Here is an 18733-nt window from a genome sequence, read left to right as displayed (position 1 = left end):
CACTCCCCGTACCCTCCGCACTCCCCGGACCTCCCGCGGGACGCGCGCCATCCACGCGATCCGCGCCATCCGCGTCCAGACCCTCGCGCGGACCCTCACGCAGACCTCTCTTCCCTTCCTGCGCGGGATCCTGGGCGAACTGGCGGTGTCGGCGGCCATGCCGCTGCCGCCGTTGTCCCGGCCCCGGCGTCTGCGCCGACTGCCGCACGTCGTGGTGTGCTTGGTCGCCTTCGGGCTCGGGCTGGCGGCCATGGACGAGCTGAGCGGCGGCTATCGACTGGGTTTCCCGCTGGGCACGGTGAGCGGGTTCGCGCTGGGTGCGGCGGTCGCGCTCGCGCTGTGGCGCCCGATTCCGGCCTGGTGGCTGTCACTGGGCGCGGCCGTGGTCGCCGCTGCCGCTGTCCGTATGGACCCGGTGGCGGGCTTCCCGGGATCGGGACCGGGACCGGACTGGCCCTGGAGCGGGCCCGCGATCACGGCGCAGGCCGTCGTGCTCTTCCTGCTGGCCCTGCGGACACCCACACGCGTCGCGGTCGGCGCGCTGTCGTTGACCGGCCTGGCCACCTATGGGCTGCAGGGTCTGGCCGGCGGCCCCTCGTACCCGCGGCCGGGCACGCTCGGGGACCCGTCGTACCCGCAGCCGGGCACGTTCGGGGGCCCGTCGTACCACCCGACGGGAGCGACGGCGGTGATCGTCTTTGCCGTCGTCGTCCTGCTCGGCACCGCGCTGCGCGATCGCCGTGAGGCGCGCAGCCAACTGGTCGAGCAGGCCTCGCTGACCGAGGAGGAGCGCGCCCGCCGCACGGTTCTGGAGGAGCGCAGCCGTATCGCGCGCGAGCTGCACGACGTGGTGGCCCACCACATGTCGGTGATCTCCATTCAGGCGCAGGTCGCCCCGCACCTGGTGGAGAATCCGACGGACGAGCTGAGGGAGAACCTCCACGGCATCCGGCAGAACGCCCTGGAGGCGCTGACCGAGCTGCGCCGGGTGCTCGGAGTGCTGCGTTCGGAGGATCCGGAGGACCCGTACGGCCTCGGTGCGGGCGCGGGCGCGGCTCCGGACGCCCCGCAGCCCACGCTGGACCGGCTCGACGCCCTGGTCGAGAACACGCGCGCCGCGGGACTGGAGGTGACCACGGAGATCGCCGGGGAACAGCTTCCCCTGGCCCCGGGCGTGGAGCTGTCGGCGTACCGGATCATCCAGGAGGCGCTGAGCAACGCCCTGCGCCACGCGCCGGGTTCGGCGGTCAAGGTGGAACTCTGGCACTTCCCGCGGGGCCTTCAGGTGAGGGTCGTCAACTCGCGGCCCGCGTTTCGCGCCCCGCCGTCCCCGGGCGCGGGGCACGGACTGCTCGGTATGCGCGAGCGCGTCGCGATGCTGGGTGGCACTCTCGTGACCTCGGAGACGTCCTGCGGAGGTTTCGCGGTGGCGGCCTTCCTGCCGGGCAACGGCGTCGAGCCCACCGACGACGTCACCCGGACGACGACACCTTGACCGGCCTCCCAGGAGAAGAGACGCCATGACGACCGTGAGCGGCACCATCCGCGTTCTGATCGCCGACGACCAGCAGATGGTCCGCCAGGGATTCACCGTGCTGCTCGACGCGAACCCGGGCATCGAGGTGATCGGCCAGGCGGTCGACGGACTCGACGCGGTCCGCCAGGTCGCCGAACTCGCGCCGGACGTCGTCCTGATGGACATCCGCATGCCCGAACTCGGCGGCATCGAGGCGACCCGCCGCATCACGACGGACACCCCGCACATCAAGGTCCTGGTGCTCACCACGTTCGACCTCGACGAGTACGTGTACGAAGCCCTGCGCGCCGGTGCCTCCGGCTTCCTCCTCAAGGACGCCTCGGCCGATCAACTCGCCGAGGCGGTCCGTGTGGTGGCCGCCGGCGACGCCCTCCTCGCCCCGGGTGTCACCCGCCGCCTCATCGCCGAGTTCTCGCGCCTCGACTCCACCCCGCGCGCTCCCCTCAAGCAACGCGTGGGTGATCTCACCGAACGCGAGACCGAGGTCCTGGCCCATATCGCCCAGGGTCTCTCCAACGCCGAGATCGCCCAGCGTCTGGTGGTGGCCGAGCAGACGGTGAAAACCCACGTCGGCCGCATCCTCGTCAAACTGGGCCTGCGCGACCGCACCCAGGCCGCGGTCTTCGCCTACGAATCGGGACTGGTCCGCCCCACCGGCTACTGATCGCCGTACAGGCCGGCCGAAGACCGGCCACCACCTCCTCGCGAACCCGGCCCTACCCGTAGTACCTGAGACGGACCCCCAAGGACCCTCCTCGCAGGTGACGACCCCGCCCCCCGTCCGGGCCTACCGTTCTGAGCGTGACCGAGACGACCCACACGCAGACGACGTCCCCGCCCCCCGGCGGTGCCGGGGCCAAGCCGCGCAGCCCGGAGTACCGCCTCGCGGCGGACGCCGTGCGCGGCCTGCGGCAGGACATGTTCCACGACGCCTTCGCCTACCGCCCGCTTCGCCGCATGCGCACGGACGGCCCCGTTACCCGCCGCCTCTCCGGAACCCTGCGCGCGTACGCGGCCTGGACCCCGCACGCGACGGTGGCCGCGGCCGGCCTGCTGGCCATGGCCGCGGGCTACAGCTCGGCGGACGGCCCCGGCGGCGGCTCGGTCGCGTCCCTGCTGTGCGGGCTCCTCGCCCTGCTCCCGGTCCTGGCGACCCTCGTCCGTCCGATCGGCGCCTTCTGGTTCTCGATCGCGGCGGTCCCGGTCGTCGCCGTGTTCGACGGCGCCTGGAGCGACTGGCCGTGGCCCCCCGGCAGCTTCCTGGCGCATGTCATCGTGCTGACGGTGGTCGCCCTGCGCTCGCGCCCCCGCGTCGCGGCGTGGATGTGGCTGCTGACCGCGGCGTACGGCCTGATGGCCGAGACGATCTTCGGCGGGGGCTACAGCGACAACACGTTCCCGCTCCTCTTCGTCTCGGCGCTCGCCCTCCTGATCGTCTCGGTCCTGAACATCCGCAAGGAGGCCGAGCAGGAGGTGACCGCCCACCAGTCGGAGACGGCCCACGAGCGTTCCCGGCGCACGCTGCTCGAAGAGCGCACGACGATCGCCCGCGAGCTGCACGACGTGGTCGCCCACCACATGTCGGTGGTCGCCATCCAGGCGGAGGCGGCGCCCTACCGGGTGGAGAATCCGCCCCCGGAGCTGGAGCAGGCGTTCGTCACGATCCGGGAGAACGCGGTGGCGGCGCTCACCGAACTGCGCCGGGTGCTGGGCGTGGTCAGGGCCGAGGACTACGAGGCGCCGGACGCGCCGCAGCCCACCCTCGCCGATCTGGACGGGCTCCTCGCCAATGTGCGGGACGCGGGTCTGACCGTGGAGAAGGCGGTCACCGGTGCGGTGCGCGAGCTTCCGCAGGGCGTCGAACTGTCGGCGTACCGGATAGTCCAGGAGGCACTCAGCAACACCCTGCGGCACGCGCCGGGCGCGTCGGCCCGCGTCGAGATCGGTTATGTCCTCGGCGGGCTCGGCCTGCGCATAGTCAACGGCCCCGCGCCGGTGACGACCCTGGAGAAGTCCACGCACGGCGCGGGGCACGGCATCACGGGCATGCGCGAGCGGGTCACGATGCTGGACGGTGAGATGACGACGGGCGCCATGGACGACGGAGGGTACGAGGTGGTGGTGTTCCTGCCGGTGCCGTCGGGGGAGGAGACCGGATGACGGACGGTACGAGTCGCGCGATCCGTGTGCTGATCGCCGACGACCAGATGATGGTCCGCGAGGGCTTCTCCGTACTGCTCGGCGCGATGCCGGACATCGAGGTGGTCGGCGAGGCGGTCAACGGCCGCGAGGCGGTCGACCGGGTCCGTGAGCTGCGCCCGGACGTCGTGCTGATGGACATCCGTATGCCGGAGATGAACGGTATCGACGCGACCCGGGAGATCGTCGCCGCGGACGGTGCCGCGAAGGTGCTGGTGCTGACGACGTTCGATCTCGACGAGTACGTGTACCAGGCGCTGCGCGCGGGGGCGTCCGGTTTCCTGCTCAAGGACGCCTCGGCCCGCCAGCTCGCCGACGGGGTGAGGGTCGTGTCGGCAGGGGAGGCGCTGCTCGCCCCCTCGGTCACCAAGCGGCTGATCACGGAGTTCTCCAAGCTCGCGGAGGAGCCCCGGCCGACGGCGACGGCGCACGGGGCGTACGGGGATCTCACCGACCGGGAGACGGAGGTGCTGGTGCTGATCGCGCAGGGGCTGTCGAACGCGGAGATCGCCGGGCGGCTCGTCGTCGCGGAGTCGACGATCAAGACCCACGTGAGCCGGATCCTGGTGAAACTGGGCCTGCGGGACCGGACACAGGCCGCGGTGTTCGCCTACGAGGCCCGCCTGGTCACCCCCAGATGACGGCACCCGGCGCCCCCGGAACGGGTCGGCCCTGGTCAGCGGGGGGTGGGTAGGGCTAGCGTCCGTTCATGGCAGCTTTGGAGAGTTCGCGGGCCTTCGACCCGTGGGATCCGGCCTTCGTGGCGGACCCGTACCCGGCGTACGAGGAACTGCGCGCGCGGGGCCGGGTGCACTACTACGAGCCGACGAACCAGTGGCTGGTGCCGCACCACGCGGACGTGTCGGCACTGCTGCGGGACCGCCGGCTGGGCCGGACGTATCAGCACCGGTTCACGCACGAGGACTTCGGGCGGACGGCACCGCCGCCGGAGCACGAGCCGTTCCACGTGCTCAACGATCACGGGATGCTCGACCTGGAGCCTCCGGACCACACGCGGATCCGGCGGCTGGTGTCGAAGGCGTTCACGCCCCGCACGGTCGAGCGGCTGAAGCCGTATGTGGAGGGGCTGGCGGGTGAGCTGGTCGACCGGCTGGTGGAGGCGGGCGGAGGGGATCTGCTGACCGATGTGGCGGAGCCGCTGCCGGTGTCGGTGATCGCGGAGATGCTGGGCGTCCCGGAGTCCGAACGGGCGCCGTTGCGGCCCTGGTCGGCGGACATCTGCGGGATGTACGAACTGAATCCGTCCGAGGAGACGGCGCGGAAGGCGGTGCGGGCGTCGGTCGAGTTCACCGAGTACCTGCGGGGCCTGATCGAGGCCCGCCGCAAGGAGCCCGGGGACGATCTGATCTCGGGGCTCATCGCGGCGTACGACGAGGGCGACCGGCTCACCGAGCAGGAGATGATCTCCACCTGCGTCCTGCTGCTGAACGCCGGGCACGAGGCGACGGTCAACTCGACGGTGACCGGCTGGTGGACCCTGTTCCGGCATCCCGCGCAGCTGGAGACGCTGCGGGCGGACCATGCGCTGATCCCGACGGCGGTGGAGGAGCTGATGCGCTACGACACCCCGCTCCAGCTGTTCGAGCGGTGGGTGCTGGACGACATCGAGATCGACGGCACGACGGTTCCGCGGGGTGCGGAGATCGCGATGCTCTTCGGTTCCGCGAACCGTGACGCCGAGGTGTTCGCGGACCCGGAGACGCTGGACCTGTCCCGGTCGGAGAACCCGCACATCTCCTTCAGCGCGGGTATCCACTACTGCATCGGCGCTCCGCTCGCCCGGCTCGAACTGGCCGCGTCCATGAGCGCGCTCCTGACCAAGGCCCCCGGTCTCCGGCTCGCCCGGGAGCCGGTCCGCAAGCCGAACTTCGTGATCCGCGGACTGGAGGGTCTGCCGGTGGAGGTCTGACGACCGTCACCGCTGCCGGTCCGGCGGGCGCGTCCGTCCGTTCCCGCCGGTCCGGCGGGCGCGTCCGTCCGTTCCGTCCGCTCCGGCGGCGCGGTCCTCCACCGCTGTCCGTCGAGCGGCGCGACTTCGGCACCGAAGTCCTGGTGACGGCGGGCGCGACCGCTCGGCTCGGCAGGTCGCGCCGCCGAGGGCTCGTCAGTGGCCGGGCCGCCTTCCGGCTCGGCCGGGCGGCCCGCCCCTCATGCCGCCAGGTCGCGGCGGCGCAGGGACACCAGTCCCGCTGCCGTCAGGGCCGCGGCGATCGCGGTGAGGACGAGGACCGGTGTCCAGGCCATGGTTCCGCCCGGCAGCTTCGGGAGGTGGCCGAAGGGGGAGAGGTCCATGACGGCCTGCGGGATCTTCAGGGCGGGCCCGATCCAGCCGAGGAGGAGGGCGAGGCCCGCCGCGGCCCAGGCACCGGGGGCGATCCGGGGGGAGAGACCGTGGAGCAGGACGGCGAGGCCGCCCAGGGTCCAGACCGCCGGGACCTGGACCAGGCAGGCGCCGAGGATGGCACCGAGCCCGGCGCCGTAGCCGAGAGCGAGGCCGAGTCCACCGAGCAGCATGATCAGGACCGTGCCGCCGAAGGCGAGGACGAGGTGTCCGCCGGCCCAGCGCAGCCGGCCGACGGCGGCGGCGAGCAGGGGTTCGGCGCGCTGCGAGGTCTCCTCGCCGTGCAGCCGCAGCACGGAGGCGACGATGTAGAGCGCGGCGACCATGCCCAGCATGTTCACCATGGCGGCGAGGAACGCGTCGGTGATCCCGGCCTGCCCGCCCATCCGCTCGATGATCTCGCGGGTCTTGGCGTTGTCGCCGACCAGGTCCGCGGCCCCCTTCGTGATGCCGCCGAACGCGGCGCCCGCCGCGAGGAATCCGAGGCTCCAGCCGAGCACCGCGCCGCGCTGGAGACGCCAGGCCAGCGCCCCGGCCGTGCCGAGGCGTCCGGTCGCGGGTCCCGGCCGGGTGGGCAGGAAGCTCATGCCCACATCGCGCCGCCCGGCGAGTGCGTAGGCCGCGGCGCCCTGGGCGGCGACGGCCGCGGCGAACAGCAGCAGGACCCACCAGCGTTCGTCCGCGAAGGCGCGGAGGTTCTCCAGCCAGCCCACGGGTGAGATCCAGGTCAGCGCCGACGAGCCGTCGTCGGTCGCGGAGTCGCCCGCCGCCCTGAGGACGAAGGCGGCGCCGATCAGCCCGCCCGTCAGCCCCTTGGCGAGCCGCGCGCTCTCCGTCAGCTGGGCGACGATCGCGGCCATGGTCGCGAAGACCATTCCGGTCGCGCCGATCGCGAGCCCCAGCGCCAGGGCCCCGGCACCGCCCTGTCCGGCGAGGCCGATGGTGACGATGAGGGCGAGAACGCCGTTGGCGACGAGCGCCGCGAGCAGGGCGGCGGTCAGCGGCGCCCGCCGCCCGACCATCGCGGCGGAGACGAGTTCCTGGCGTCCGCTCTCCTCCTCGTCCCGGGTGTGCCGTACGACGACGACCAGGCTCATGACGGCGGCGAGGACTCCGGCGTAGGCGCCGATGCGCCAGGCGGTGAGTCCGCCGAGCGAGTCGCTGAACACCGGTCCGTAGGTGGCGCGCAGGGAGCTGTTGGCGAGCATCTGCCGTGCCAGGGAGGCGCGTTCCGCCGGGGTGCTGTAGACGGACTCCAGCGAGGCCGGCAGGGAGAGCACCATCAGGGAGACGACGCCGATCCACAGCGGCATCATCACGCGGTCGCGGCGCAGCGCGAAGCGCAGCAGGGTTCCGGTGCCGGCCAGGGGGCGGGAGCCGCCGACGCGTGCGGCGAAGGGGCCGGCGGTCGTGGCGGTCATCGGGCCATCGCCCCTTCCTCGGATCCGTCGGCCCGTACGTCGTCCTGGTAGTGCCGCAGGAACAGCTCCTCCAGGGTCGGCGGGGTCGAGGTCAGGGACCGTACGCCGGAGTCGGTCAGCGACCGCAGGACCGCGTTCAGTTTGTCGCTCTCGACGTGGAACCGGACCCGGCAGCGGACGCCGTCCTGCCGGGCCCCGGTGTCCTGGACGTCCAGTTCGTGGACTCCGGGCAGGGACGCCAGTCCGTTCGGCGGGCCGGTGAGTTCGGCGGTGACGCTGGTGCGGGTGAGGTGGCGCAGGTCGGCGAGGGAGCCGCTCTCGACGGTGCGGCCCTTGCGGATGATGCTGACGCGGTCGCAGAGCTCCTCGACCTCGCTCAGGATGTGCGAGGACAGCAGGATCGTGCGGCCCCGGTCGCGTTCCTCCCGGACGCACTTCTGGAAGACCTCTTCCATCAGCGGGTCGAGGCCGGAGGTCGGCTCGTCCAGGATGAGCACGTCGACGTCGGAGGCGAAGGCGGCGACGAGGGCGACCTTCTGACGGTTGCCCTTCGAGTAGGTGCGCCCCTTCTTGGTGGGGTCGAGTTCGAAGCGCTCGATCAGTTCGGCGCGCCGCGCCGGGTCGAGGCCGCCGGTCCGCCCGCCGTCCGTGCCGCCGCGCCGGGCGCGGCCCCCGTCGTGCAGCCGCCCGTAGAGATCGATGACCTCGCCGCCGGAGAGGTTGCGCCACAGGGTGACGTCTCCGGGGACGTAGGCGACCCGGCGGTGCAGTTCGACGGCGTCCGCCCACGGGTCCATGTCCAGCATCCGGGCCGTGCCCGAGTCGGCGCGCAGCAGGCCGAGCAGGACCCGGATGGTGGTGGACTTCCCGGAGCCGTTGGGGCCGAGGAAGCCGTGCACCTCACCGGCCTCGACCTCCAGGTCCAGTCCGTCCAGTGCGTGCGTCCTGCCGAACGACTTGTGCAGTCCGGTGACGCTGATTGCCTTCGTCATGGCCCGAACGTACGCTTCCTTCAGAAATTTGTGAAGTTAAGGAAACGTATAAATCCTGGATACACTCGACGGTGACGCGTGAGCAGGGGAGATGATCGTCAGATGGCGGAACCGAGTGCGGCGGAGCGGGACCCGGAGGCGGTCTCGCGGTTCGTCGAGGGCTTCGCGGCCCAGCTCGTCGAGGCCGGCATGCAGCGGATGCCCGCCCGCGTCTTCGCCGCCCTGCTGGCCTCCGACTCCGGTGCCATGACCTCCGCCGAGCTCGGCGAACAGCTCCGGGTGAGCCCCGCCGCCGTCTCCGGCGCGGTGCGCTATCTCGCGCAGCAGCACATGGTCTCGCGCGAGCGGGAGCCGGGCTCACGGCGCGAGCGGTACCGCGTGCACAGCAACCAGTGGTACGAGGCGCTGACCAACCGCGACGCGGTGCTCAAGCGCTGGGAACTCGCCCTGCGCGCCGGTGTCGACTCCCTCGGTTCCACGACCCCCGCCGGGCGGCGGCTCTCCGAGACCCTCGCGTTCTTCGAGTTCATCGACGGTGAGGTCGCCGCCATGATGGAACGCTGGCGCGCCCACCGCGAGACGCTGTTCGGCGCCGACGGCTGACCACCGGACCGCTCCCGGTCAGGGTGCCGCCGGCAGGGTCAGACCCCAGGCCGACTCCCGTACCGTCCACGTCCGGGTCCGCACCGGGCCGCTCACCACGGAGTCCGCGCCGTAGCGGAAGTCGGCGCCGGAGACGGTGACCTTGTGGCCCAGCAGCCGCAGGGGCGAGGACCCGGCCCCCACGGACACCGCGCGGACCTCGATCTCGGCGCCGGTGCCCGAGCCCCCCGGTGTCACCGACACGGTTTCCACGGGCTGGTCCAGGTCCACCACGCACACCCCGTCGACCTCGATCCGCAGCCGGGAGGGCCCCGTCACGGGCGCGGAGGCGAGCCGGGACGGCCGGGAGGCCAGGGTCCGCACCAAGGACTGGCAGGTACGCAGCCACGGACGCGCGCCGGCTTCCTCCCCGGGCGCTCCCACGGGCACCGGAGCGGACGGCCGGGAGGGCAGGGAGGGGATGCGCAGCGCGCCGAGCACCACACCGTCACTGTCGTCCACGAGCAGGTCGAGCCGCCGTTCGGCCCCGTCGAGGACCGCCCTGGCCGCCGCGACGGTCCCCATCGGCACCCCGAGCGAACGGGACAGCGACAGCGCACCGCCCACGGGCACGAAGGACAGCGCGCACGCGGCGAGTTCCCGCCGCCGGTGCAACAGGGACACCGCCCGCAGCAGGGTGCCGTCGTCACCGATGACGACGGGTCGGCGCGCACCCCGGCGGATCAGCGCCCGAGCGAATTCCTCGGGCCCTTCCGGGAGGCACACCTTCGTCGCCGCACCCGCGCTGAGCACGTCTTTCGCGATCCGGACGGACTCGCCGTCCGTCCGTCGGGCGACCGGGTCGATGACCACCAGGAGCTGGTCGGAAGCCGCCACCTCGGTCCTGCCTCGCTTCCTCGGGTAGCATCTTTCTGCAAGAGCCCCTTGCGCCTTTGCGCCAGGGGCTTCGTCTATTCCGGGGCATCCGGTCCGACGGTCGCGGCCAATGGTGGTCGCCGGTGTACGCAGCCACGAACGGCCACGTACGTCCCCGACCTTGGACATGCCCCGCCCGGAAGGGGTGTACGCCTGTGCCCGCACTTGTGCTGCTCGGTGCTCAGTGGGGTGACGAAGGCAAGGGAAAGGCCACCGATCTGCTCGGTGGATCCGTGGACTATGTGGTGCGCTACCAGGGCGGCAACAACGCCGGCCATACGGTAGTCGTCGGCGACCAGAAATACGCTCTCCACCTCCTCCCTTCCGGAATCCTCACGCCGGAGTGCACTCCGGTGATCGGCAACGGAGTCGTCGTCGACCCGTCCGTCCTGTTCTCCGAGCTGAACGGACTGAACGAGCGCGGCGTCGATACCTCCAAGCTGCTGATCAGCGGAAACGCTCACATCATCACGCCTTACAACGTCACTGTCGACAAGGTGACGGAACGCTTCCTCGGAAAGCGGAAGATCGGCACCACCGGGCGCGGGATCGGCCCGACCTACGCGGACAAGATCAACCGCGTGGGCATCCGCGTCCAGGACCTCTACGACGAGTCGATCCTCGTCCAGAAGGTCGAGGCGGCGCTGGAGGTCAAGAACCAGCTGCTCACCAAGCTCTACAACCGCCGCGCCATCGAGGCGAGCCAGGTCGTCGAGGAGCTGCTGGGCTACGCGGACCGGCTCAAGCCGTACGTCGCGGACACCGTCCTGATCCTCAACCAGGCGCTGGAGCAGGACAAGGTCGTGCTCTTCGAGGGCGGCCAGGGCACGCTCCTGGACATCGACCACGGCACGTATCCGTTCGTGACGTCGTCCAACCCGACCGCGGGCGGCGCCTGCACGGGTGCCGGTGTCGGCCCGACCAAGATCAGCCGGGTCATCGGCATCCTCAAGGCGTACACCACCCGGGTCGGCTCGGGTCCGTTCCCGACCGAGCTGTTCGACGCGGACGGCGAGGCGCTGCGGCGCATCGGCCACGAGCGCGGTGTGACGACCGGCCGTGACCGGCGCTGCGGCTGGTTCGACGCGGTCATCGCCCGCTACGCGACCCGCGTGAACGGTCTGACCGACTTCTTCCTCACCAAGCTGGACGTCCTGACCGGCTGGGAGGAGATCCCGGTCTGCGTGGCGTACGAGATCGACGGCAAGCGCGTCGAGGAACTCCCGTACTCCCAGACCGACTTCCACCACGCGAAGCCGATCTACGAGACCCTCCCCGGCTGGTCGGAGGACATCACCAAGGCGAAGACCTTCGCGGATCTCCCGAAGAACGCGCAGGGCTACGTGAAGGCGCTGGAGGAGATGTCGGGCGCCCCGATCTCCGCGATCGGCGTCGGACCGGGCCGCACCGAGACGATCGAGATCAACTCGTTCATCTAGCGCGGAGCGGTATCCGCGGCGGTGTCCGAACCGGGCCCGCCGCGGTGCCCGGAGCGGTTGTCTCCACGAGTACGCCCCCGGCCGACATCCGGGGGCGTACCCGTACTTCCCGGCTCGGCCGGATCAGCTGAAGACGATCATGGAGCCCTGGGCGAGACTCCGGGTCGCGGCGGCGTGCAGGCCCAGCCAGACGTGACGCTCACGGGCGAAGGGGCTGGAGTCGTAGGGGGCCGGAGCGGCGGGTTCCTCCAGCTCCGTCGGGGAGCTCGGGGGCTGCGGTGGCGCCGGCGGATTCGCCGGGTCGATGCCGATCGAGGGGGCCACGAACTCGAGTTCGCGCAGGAGGGCCTGGGACGAGCCCAACGGCCCGCCGCCCGCGAGGAGTTCGTCGTTGGCCAGCGGGTGCGGGAACTCCACCGGAACGTAGGCGCCCGCGTGGTCGTAGTGCCAGACCAGATGGGACTGCTGGGCGTTCGTCTCGAACATCTCCAGCAACTGCTCGTAGTCGCCGCCGAGTTCGTCGACCGGCGCCACCGCGAGCCCGCACATCTGGAGCAGGTACGCGCGGCGCAGGAAGTGCAGCGCGTCGTAGTCGAAGCCGGCGACCGGGGCCACGTCACCCGACAGGCCCGGCATGTACGCGTACACCGGTACCGGGGGAAGCCCGGCCTCGGCGAGCACCTTGTCGTAGAGCGCCAGTTCCTCGGCGAAGGGGTTGTCGGGGGTGTGGCACAGCACGTCGACGAGCGGGACCAACCACAGGTCACAGGCCAACAGACGGCTCCTCTTGCTCCTTGGGGTGCAGGGTGGTCAGGGCAGCGTAATGCGCGTGGCGGTCCTGTGAAGAGGCCGGTACGCAAGTAGGCCTCCCGATGGCCGGGGTCGCCCGCTCCCCGGGGACACCTCCCCATCCCCCCGATCGCCCGCGGGGGGTGTCCTCAAACACGGGAACGGGACGATCCGCGCCCGGACCGCGGCTCAGGGGGCGTCGAGGCGCTCGATGAGGGTGAGCGCGTGCTCGTTGTACGCCGTCACGATCGCCCGCGCCCCGTCGGCGTCGCGGCGCGCGAGGGCGTCCACCAGCTCGGTGTGGCCGGACCACAGATGGCCCTTGAGATCGGAGACGTGGCGCAGGTGCTGGACCGTGCAGACCCAGGACTGGACCCGCATCCGGTGCAGGAAGTCGGCGAGATAGGCGTTGCCGAACAGGTTGCTGAGCTCGCGCCAGTAGCGGAGGTCGTAGCCGATGAGGATGTTCAGGTCGCCGGCGGTGGCCGCGCGCTGGGCCTCCTCGCCGCGGCGCCGGACGGCCGCGAGCGCGGCGAGCGCGCGGGGGTCGTCCGCCTGTGGCATGCCGCTGGCCACGAGGCTCTGGAACATGCCCTCCGTGATCAGGCTGCGCGCCTCGATCATGCCGCGGTAGTCGGCGCCGGAGTACTCGTGGACGCGGAAGCCGCGGTGCTGGTCGGCGTCCAGGAGCCCCTGGGCCGACAGGTCGACCAGGGCCTCGCGGACCGGGGTGGCGGACACGCCGTACTGCTCGGCGATCTCCTTCACCGTGAACTCCTGGCCGGGCCGGAGGCGACCCCCGAGCACCTCGTCACGGAGCGCGTCCGCGATCTGCTGCCGCAGGGTGCTGCGTGTTACGGCGCCGCTGCCGCCGATGCCGGCCATGGTGGTGGTCTCACTCCCCGTCGCGTGGGCTGGGTGCGCGTGTCTACTCGCGTATCTCCACGAGCAGGACACCATACGCCGTGGGGGCCGGCGGACGGACTCCCCGGCACCCCCGAAGGGGCGCGGGGAACCGGCGCGGCCGACCCCACCAGGGACGGGAACCCCCAGGGCCTGCCGGACAGGCCCCCGGACCTCACACCGTGTGCTCGTCCGCCACCGACAGCGCCGCGTCCAGGGCCGCCAGGCCCTCCTTGGCCTCGGCCTCGGTGATGTTGCACGGCGGTACGACGTGGGTGCGGTTCATGTTGATGAAGGGCCACAGACCGCGGGCCTTGGCCGCGGCGCCGAACGCCGCCATCGGCGCGTTCGCCTCGCCCGACGCGTTGTACGGGACCAGCGGCTCCCGGGTCTCCCGGTTCTTCACCAGCTCCAGCGCCCAGAAGACGCCGGTGCCGCGCACCTCGCCGACACTCGGGTGCCGCTCGGCCAGATCGCGCAGCCCCGGGCCGAGGACGGTCTCGCCGATGGCGGCCGCCTGGCCGACGATCCCCTCCTCCTCCATGACGTTGATCGTCGCGACGGCGGCGGCGCAGGCCAGCGGGTGCCCGGAGTAGGTGAGTCCGCCCGGGTAGGGCCGCCTGGCGAAGGTCTCGGCGATGGCGGCGGAGATCGCCACGCCGCCCAGCGGCACGTAGCCGGAGTTGACGCCCTTGGCGAAGGTCATCAGGTCCGGCGTCACCTCGTAGTGGTCCGCGGCGAACCACCTGCCGGTGCGGCCGAACCCGGCCATGACCTCGTCCAGGACGAAGACGATCCCGTAGCGGTCGCAGATCTCCCGCACCCCGGCCAGGTAGCCGGCCGGCGGCGTCATGATCCCCGCGGTGCCCGGGATCGTCTCCAGGATCAGGGCCGCTATGGTCCCCGGTCCCTCGAAGGCGATGGTGTCCTCCAGGTGCTGGAGCGCGCGCTCGCACTCCTGCCGCTCGCTGTCGGAGTGGAAGGGGCTGCGGTACAGGAACGGCGCCCAGAAGCGGACGACACCGGCCGCGCCGCTGTCGTTCGGCCAGCGCCGGGGGTCGCCGGTGAGGTTGATCGCCGTGGAGGTGGCCCCGTGGTACGAGCGGTAGGCGGAGAGCACCTTCGGGCGGCCGGTGTGCAGCCGGGCCATCCGCGTGGCGTTCTCGACGGCCTCCGCGCCGCCGTTGGTGAAGAAGATCTTGTCCAGGTCGCCCGGGGTCCGCTCGGCGATCAGCCGGGCCGCCTCCGAACGCGCCTCGACGGCGAAGGCCGGCGCGAACGTGGACAGGGTCGCGGCCTGTTCCTGGATCGCGGCGACGACCTTCGGGTGCTGGTAGCCGATGTTGGTGAAGACGAGCCCGCTGGTGAAGTCCAGATACCGCTTGCCTTCGTAGTCCCAGAAGTACGACCCCTCGGCGCCTGCGACGGCGAGCGGGTCGATGAGCTCCTGCGCGGACCAGGAGTGGAACACGTGCGCGCGGTCCGCGGCCTTCACGGCGGCGCCGGCCTGGGGGTTGGGCTGAGGGGTCATGCGGCGAAGCGTAAATGTCCGCCGACCGGGCGCGATATCGGCGTCCTGTCTGCGGTCGGGGGCTTTCCGCGACAGTCTGTCGGGCTTGGCCGGGAGGCCGCTCGGGGCGGTCCCCGGCGGGGGACGTCCGGGACGACGGTGGGACCCGTTACCAAAACGGCACCAGTCGTGACGGAACCGTAGACACCGCCCCGCCCGATGCCCGGTAAGGCGCACTATCCTCGGTCTGTTGCACACGTACGGGGGAGGGTGGGCACTGCCATGGAGAACCTGGGGGCGGGGGATCCGCAGCAGATCGGGGCGTACCGGCTGCTGGCGAGACTCGGTGCCGGAGGGATGGGCCACGTCTATCTCGCACGGTCCGACCGGGGACGTACCGTCGCGGTCAAACTCGTCCGGCCGGAACTCGCCGAGCAGGAGGAGTTCCGGGCCCGCTTCCGCCAGGAGGTGCGGGCCGCCCGCCGGGTCGGCGGGCTGTGGACCGCACCCGTCCTGGACGCGGACACCGAGGCCCCGATCCCGTGGGTGGCCACCGGCTATGTCGCGGGGCCCTCGCTCCAGGCCGTCGTCGGACGCGACCACGGCGCGCTGCCCGAGCGTTCCGTGCGCATCCTCGCCGCGGGTCTCGCGCACGCGCTGAAGGACATCCACTCCGCGGGCCTCATCCACCGCGACCTCAAGCCCTCGAACGTCCTCGTCACCATCGACGGCCCCCGCGTCATCGACTTCGGCATCGCGCGCGCCCTGGAGACGCTGACCGAGGGCGGCCTCACCCACACCGGGGCGCTCGTCGGCTCACCCGGGTTCATGGCTCCCGAGCAGGTGCGCGGCGACCGTGTCACACCCGCGTGCGACATCTTCTGCCTCGGCTCGGTCCTGTCGTACGCGGCCACCGGCGCCCTTCCGTTCGGCGCGGCCAACAGCGGTGTGCACGCCATGATGTTCCGCATCGCGCAGGAGGAGGCCGACCTCACGGGGGTGCCCGAGGGGCTCGCCGACCTCGTGCGGGACTGTCTGCGCAAGGATCCCGGCGCCCGGCCCGGGCTCGACGAGATCCTGGAGCGCACGGGCGCGGAGGAGACCGTCGCGGAAGGACGGACCCTCGACCCCTGGCTGCCCGGCTCGCTGGTGGCCCAGCTCGGGCGGCACGCCGTGCGGCTGCTGGACACGGAGAACCCGGACGGGGGACCGGAGCGGCCCCGGGCGGGCGCTCCGGCCGCCCTGCCGCCCGCGCCCGGTGCCGCTCCCGCCCTGCCGCCGGCACCCGTCACCGCCCCCGACTTCTCCAAGCCGCCCACCGGCTCGCCCGCCTCCTCCTCGGCTTCCGCCTCCTCCTCGACGCCCTCCGCCTCCTCCTCGGCGTCCGCCGCGGCCGGCGAGGCCTCCCCGGAGCACGCGCCCGCGCCCGCCGAGGGGAGCGCCACCCCGCCCCTTCCGGGGCAGCCCGGCCCCGTGAACCACCTCCCGACCGTGATCGCGGGCCCGGGCACGACGCCTCCCCCGGCGGCGCCGGCCGGCCCGCACCCCGCGTACGGCTATCCGCAGCAGCACCCGCAGCCCCCCGGCCAGGGCCCGGCCCACCCCGCGTACGGCTACCCGCAGGCGGGGTGGGGCTCGGCCCAGCCGCCCTACGGCTCGACGCCTCCCTACGGTCCGGGAGCGGTCGCCCATCCGTACGGGCCCGGCGGCGCGACCCCGCCCTACGGGGCGACCCCTCCCTACGGTCCCGGCGTCGCCCCGCTCGGCCCGGAGCCCCCGCACAGGAGCGGCCGGTCCACGGTCCTGCTCGTGGTCGTGGCCCTGGTCGTCGCGCTCGGCGCGGGCGGCAGCGTGTTCGCGCTGCTGAACGGCCGGGGCGGCGGAGGCGGCCAGGACGACCCCAAGGCGTCCACCACGGCCTCCGGCGCGACGACACCGGGGCAGAGCGCGTCGCAGCCGCCCGCCACCGCCTCCGATTCGCCCAGCGCCCCGGCGACACAGGGCGGCACCGTCCCGGAGGCGTTCCTCGGCACCTGGGACGCGGTCATCGACAACGACAGCGGACACCACACCCGCCGGATGACCATCCGGCAGGGCGAGGTCGGAGACACGGTGCTGACGGTCACCGCGGACGGCGGCGACTACCACTGTGTCTTCCAGGCCGCCCTCGCCACGGCCCCGGGAGCCGGCGGTCCGCTGGAGATCGGCCCCTCCCAGGTCACCGTCGGGGAACCGCCGTCCTGCAGGCCGGGCGACGCCTCCGAGGTCACCCTCCTGCCGGACGGACGGCTGCGGCGGGCGAAGACCGGCTCGGTGGCCGAGGCCGAGCTGACGTACACGAAGACCGGCTGATCCCGGAACACGCCGGGGTCCCGCGGGCGGTGGCCCCCGGGCCCCCGGGAGGGCTCCGGCCGCCGTACCGACCACGGCCGCCGAAGTTCACTTCCCGTATGTGGGTTGTTTCCGGCCAGAGCCGTACGGTGACCGCACCGCAGGCTCGGGGGAGTGGCTCACGTGGAGTGGCTGAGCGCAGAGAACGTCGTGGCCGTCGGGACGGCCGTCATCGGTGTCGTCGCCTCCGCCGTGATGGTCTGGTACGAGCGCAGGGTGCCGCGCCGCAAGAGGGTCGGCTACCGCGTCCAGATGGACAACCCCATCGGCGACGACGTGCGCTCGGGACGCGCGAACGTACGGCTCGGGCTGTTCGACGAGGCCCCCGGCATGTCCGACGCCACCCTCGTGCTGCTGCGGATCGAGAACGACGGCTCGCAGAGCATCGCCGGGGACGACTACACCAGCCGTGAACGGCACGGACTGACCGCGGTGTTCACCGACCGCACCATCCGCGGTGTGTCCGTGACCCAGCCGCCCGGCACCGACCACCTGATGGACCACTTCACCCCGGCCGCCGGGCTCGGCTACGAGGACGGCACGCTGCGCATCCCGCGGGTCCCGCTCAACCGGGGCGAGCACTTCAAGCTGCTCGTCCTGCTGTCGGGCGGCGACGTGGGATGTCCGATACGGATCGTCGGCGGCATCCGGGACGGCGAGGTCCGGCCCAACCGCAGTACGACACCGGACGACCAGCCGCCGCTGTTCAGCCGCGCGGCCCGGCTGATCACCGTGCTCCTGACGGTCTGCGTCGTCGCCCTCGCCCTGATCGTCGTCCTGCGCGACGACTCCCCGCCGCCGATCGGCTGCGCGCAGGGCACGCTGACCGTCACCGGCTCGACCGCCTTCGCGCCCGTGATGCGCGAGCTGGCCGAGAAGTACGAGCACGCCTGCCAGGGCTCCGCGATCACGGTGGACGCCCACGGCAGCACCGCCGGCGTGCGCGAACTCGACGTGGCGGGGCAGGCGTCGAAGAAGGGGTCCCCGGCCCTCGTCGCCCTCTCCGACGGTCCCAAGCCGGGCGCCTTCCCGCACCTGCGGGAGAACCGGATCGCGGTGTCGGTGTTCACGCTGGTCGTCAACGACGCCGTCCCGGTCAGGAACCTGTCGCTGACCGACGTACGGCGGCTGTACCGCGGCGAGATCAGGAACTGGAAGCAGCTCGGCGGACCCGACCGGCCCGTCCTGCTGGTCAGCCGGGACGCCAACTCCGGTACGCGGCAGGTGTTCCAGCGCCGGGTGCTCGGGCGCGGCGAGATCGCCAACTCCTCGCTGGACTGCGCCCACAAGGACGACGCGACGGCACCGGTCGTGCGCTGCGAACTCGACTCCACCGAGCAGGTGCTGAACGCGGTGGCCGGGCTGCCCGGCGCGATCGGCTACAGCGAGCTCAACGGCGCCGCCGGCCACAAGGGGCTGCACAGGATCAGCCTCGACGGCCACACCGCCTCCGTCGAGGACCTGGAGCGCGGCACCTCGGACTATCCGTACCGCGAGATCGAGTACGCCTACACCTACGGACAGCCGCCCGCCGACTCCCTCGCCTCCAGCTTCCTCTCCTACATCACCCGGGGCAGCGGCCAGGACGTCGTCCGCACCCACGGCCATCTCCCCTGCGGGACGCCGGTCGGGCTGAAGATCTGCGGAGCCGGCTGACGCCGCGGCGCCGGCC

15 protein-coding genes are annotated in these 18733 nt (G+C 72.3%); 9 read left to right on the top strand and 6 right to left on the bottom strand.

Translation table 11 applies throughout. The features are described from left to right. The first annotated feature begins 157 nt into the window (after window positions 1-157). The 5 genes from ACFYW9_RS11925 (at window position 158) to ACFYW9_RS11905 (ending at window position 5666) form a co-directional block, all read left to right on the top strand. The gene (locus ACFYW9_RS11925) at window positions 158-1495 is read left to right on the top strand and encodes a sensor histidine kinase (RefSeq protein WP_389148332.1); all 1338 of its coding nucleotides are present in this window, start codon (window positions 158-160) and stop codon (window positions 1493-1495) included. 25 nt (window positions 1496-1520) lie between these two features. Beyond that, window positions 1521-2201, top strand: a complete 681-nt coding sequence (locus tag ACFYW9_RS11920; protein WP_351871485.1) for a response regulator transcription factor — start codon at window positions 1521-1523, stop codon at window positions 2199-2201. A gap of 137 nt (window positions 2202-2338) precedes the next feature. After that, entirely contained in the window at window positions 2339-3697 is a 1359-nt protein-coding gene (locus tag ACFYW9_RS11915; RefSeq protein ID WP_389148032.1) for a sensor histidine kinase, read from the top strand. Continuing rightward, entirely contained in the window at window positions 3694-4377 is a 684-nt protein-coding gene (locus tag ACFYW9_RS11910; RefSeq protein ID WP_389148029.1) for a response regulator, read from the top strand. Before ACFYW9_RS11915 ends, ACFYW9_RS11910 begins: the two co-directional genes overlap by 4 nt. Before the next feature lie 68 nt (window positions 4378-4445). Next, entirely contained in the window at window positions 4446-5666 is a 1221-nt protein-coding gene (locus ACFYW9_RS11905) for a cytochrome P450 (RefSeq protein WP_389148026.1), read from the top strand. A gap of 239 nt (window positions 5667-5905) precedes the next feature. Here ACFYW9_RS11905 and ACFYW9_RS11900 read toward each other — a convergent pair whose 3' ends face one another. Together ACFYW9_RS11900 and ACFYW9_RS11895 are read right to left on the bottom strand one after the other, a co-directional pair. Further along, window positions 5906-7519, bottom strand: a complete 1614-nt coding sequence (locus ACFYW9_RS11900) for an ABC transporter permease (RefSeq protein WP_389148022.1) — start codon at window positions 7517-7519, stop codon at window positions 5906-5908. Next, window positions 7516-8511 carry an ATP-binding cassette domain-containing protein gene (locus ACFYW9_RS11895; RefSeq protein WP_389148019.1) on the bottom strand — a complete coding sequence of 332 codons (996 nt, stop codon included), beginning with the start codon at window positions 8509-8511 and terminating at the stop codon, window positions 7516-7518. Before ACFYW9_RS11895 ends, ACFYW9_RS11900 begins: the two co-directional genes overlap by 4 nt. Before the next feature lie 102 nt (window positions 8512-8613). Between ACFYW9_RS11895 and ACFYW9_RS11890 the strand changes: the two genes are divergently transcribed. After that, on the top strand, window positions 8614-9114 hold the full coding sequence (locus ACFYW9_RS11890; RefSeq protein ID WP_389148016.1) for a GbsR/MarR family transcriptional regulator: 501 nt from the start codon (window positions 8614-8616) through the stop codon (window positions 9112-9114). Between the two features lie 18 nt (window positions 9115-9132). Here ACFYW9_RS11890 and ACFYW9_RS11885 read toward each other — a convergent pair whose 3' ends face one another. Then, complete coding sequence (locus ACFYW9_RS11885; protein ID WP_389148013.1) at window positions 9133-9990, bottom strand: diacylglycerol kinase family protein; 858 nt, start codon at window positions 9988-9990, stop codon at window positions 9133-9135. A 194-nt stretch (window positions 9991-10184) separates the two neighbouring features. Between ACFYW9_RS11885 and ACFYW9_RS11880 the strand changes: the two genes are divergently transcribed. Next, window positions 10185-11468: an adenylosuccinate synthase gene (locus ACFYW9_RS11880; protein ID WP_351871509.1), complete on the top strand. Its 1284-nt coding sequence runs from the start codon at window positions 10185-10187 to the stop codon at window positions 11466-11468. A gap of 123 nt (window positions 11469-11591) precedes the next feature. On the opposite strand, the gene ACFYW9_RS11875 is transcribed toward ACFYW9_RS11880, so the two are convergent. The 3 genes from ACFYW9_RS11875 to ACFYW9_RS11865 form a co-directional block, all read right to left on the bottom strand. Then, window positions 11592-12242, bottom strand: coding sequence for a hypothetical protein (locus tag ACFYW9_RS11875; RefSeq protein WP_389148008.1), 651 nt, complete (start codon window positions 12240-12242; stop codon window positions 11592-11594). 204 nt (window positions 12243-12446) lie between these two features. Beyond that, complete coding sequence (locus tag ACFYW9_RS11870; protein WP_351871515.1) at window positions 12447-13142, bottom strand: GntR family transcriptional regulator; 696 nt, start codon at window positions 13140-13142, stop codon at window positions 12447-12449. A gap of 193 nt (window positions 13143-13335) precedes the next feature. After that, a complete protein-coding gene (locus ACFYW9_RS11865; RefSeq protein ID WP_389148004.1) occupies window positions 13336-14691 on the bottom strand; it encodes an aspartate aminotransferase family protein in 1356 nt (451 codons plus the stop codon). 261 nt (window positions 14692-14952) lie between these two features. Between ACFYW9_RS11865 and ACFYW9_RS11860 the strand changes: the two genes are divergently transcribed. Beyond that, window positions 14953-17022 (top strand): protein kinase, encoded by a 2070-nt coding sequence (locus tag ACFYW9_RS11860; RefSeq protein WP_389148001.1) that lies wholly within the window; start codon window positions 14953-14955, stop codon window positions 17020-17022. 162 nt (window positions 17023-17184) lie between these two features. Then, window positions 17185-18717 carry a substrate-binding domain-containing protein gene (locus tag ACFYW9_RS11855; protein WP_389148329.1) on the top strand — a complete coding sequence of 511 codons (1533 nt, stop codon included), beginning with the start codon at window positions 17185-17187 and terminating at the stop codon, window positions 18715-18717. Window positions 18718-18733: the final 16 nt, after the last annotated feature.

Origin of the sequence: Streptomyces sp. NPDC002698 (genome assembly GCF_042888945.1) — a bacterium.
In the GTDB taxonomy this organism is placed as follows: domain Bacteria; phylum Actinomycetota; class Actinomycetes; order Streptomycetales; family Streptomycetaceae; genus Streptomyces.
This window is presented reverse-complemented; position numbering and strand designations above follow the sequence as displayed.